Here is a 1663-nt window from a genome sequence, read left to right as displayed (position 1 = left end):
AATGAATCCCTGTCCTGTCTGGATAATTCCATTTGGATTAAACACTTGAGCTTGACCGTTTGAAACAAATGTTCCATTATTCCACGTACAATAAGCGGCTCCAAGCGCAGCATTTGTTTTTCTCCAGAAATACAAAGAACCAGTTATATTGGCACTATTGTCGGAAACAAATTGTGTCATGCTGATAGGAGATGGAAAAGGATTTCCAATTGCATTGAAACGCATTCCAACACCATTATTTGCAAGAGTAATTGGAACAGAACCATTGTTTGGAACTCCTACAAATACACCAGGATAAACTGTAGGCGTACTTGCGCTAGTTGTATTTGGCATACGAATCAAATAACCACTTCCTACCTCGAAGTTTGTTGTTGAAGGACTTGGTACTGCATTGTACAAATTGGTAGCCGTGTTATAGTTGAAAAAACGAATAAGTACTGTCGCTGGTGAGAAAGTTAATAAATTCTGGCTTGCTACTGGCGATGACCACAAGGTATAATCGAACAGTTTCAGTGCTGAACTATTACGTTTTACTGTAATAGCACCTGTATTTGTTGCAGTGCCTGTCTGAATCAAATTGGCATTGTTTTCAAATACAACGGCAGTTGCACCGACATTGTTGATTAGCTCATTTACTACAGTCAAGTTTCCTGAATTCACGGTTAAAATACCGGAGTTTACCGTTAGTTTTTTGGCTGTAATGACGCCGTTAGCTGTAGTATTGTAATTACCAGCAATAATCGCTTCAACTGATGCTGTTGGAGCACCATTGGACCAAGTTGAACCATTCCAAATGGTTGGAGATTTTTGATACTTAAGCACAAATCTTGAGGTTGTCCGTCCTACTGATGCCGCAAAGTAATATCCTCCTGCTTTCAAATCCGTTTCTATGCCAGTGACGTTATCCCTTAATATAATATCCTGATTCCCTGTAAACAGACCATCAACTTGGTCAATAGCAATAGTATAATTTCCAGCAGTTGCAGCGTAAAAACTTAAAGGTACTTCATCTGTTGCCACAAAGGGCAAGGCACGACCTTGAATTACATAATCTACATTATTTATTACCGAGTTTAAAGCCAATGTAGCTACGTTGAAATATCTTGCGTCAAAGTCATCAACACCATTAGTGGCTCCTGCCACATAGTTTAGCGCCATCTGTCCAAAATCGCCACTTGCATTTGTGGCGTTCAACCAAATTCTATTGTTTTCAGCAACAACTTGATTCATTTTAAAAAGTTGACCGGCAGTATTAGTCAATCTTTCTCTGTTGGTAAATGGCAAGCTTCTTGAAACACCTTGTGACCTAACTAAACCATTCCAAGTAGCCGTATTTGCCGCATCCTGCCCTATTGCTGCCAAAGATTTTAACAGGATCAATACTAGAATACAATTTTTCATATCTTGATAGTGTAGTTACTATTTTAAATGACAAAAATAGTAATTTTTAATTGAAAAACCCTGTTCGTACATTGAACAGGGTTTTAAAAAAATTATATTAAAATGGTTTCTCAATAGGATTTTAGTTAACCACTTTTTTACTTACCTCTCTATTGTCATCCGAGGTAATTTTAACAATCAAAACTTGTTTAGCAAATCTTGAAGCATCGATAGTGGTCTCGGAATTGTTTATATTTTCCTTTTTGAATACTAATCGACCGCT

The 1663-nt window shown here is 37.5% G+C and carries 1 protein-coding gene and 1 pseudogene; both read right to left on the bottom strand.

From position 1 onward, the window contains the following. A pseudogene (locus tag RMO83_RS13685) lies at positions 1–1401 on the bottom strand (hypothetical protein); the annotation flags it as partial. 121 nt (positions 1402–1522) lie between these two features. After that, positions 1523–1663 (bottom strand): T9SS sorting signal type C domain-containing protein (locus RMO83_RS17010; protein WP_409025015.1); only part of this gene is annotated, 141 nt, incomplete at its 5' end.

The organism is Flavobacterium sp. (genome assembly GCF_031423415.1).
Taxonomy (GTDB): Bacteria; Bacteroidota; Bacteroidia; order Flavobacteriales; family Flavobacteriaceae; genus Flavobacterium.
Note: the sequence above shows the minus strand (reverse complement) of the source record. Positions and strands in the feature narration are given on the sequence as shown.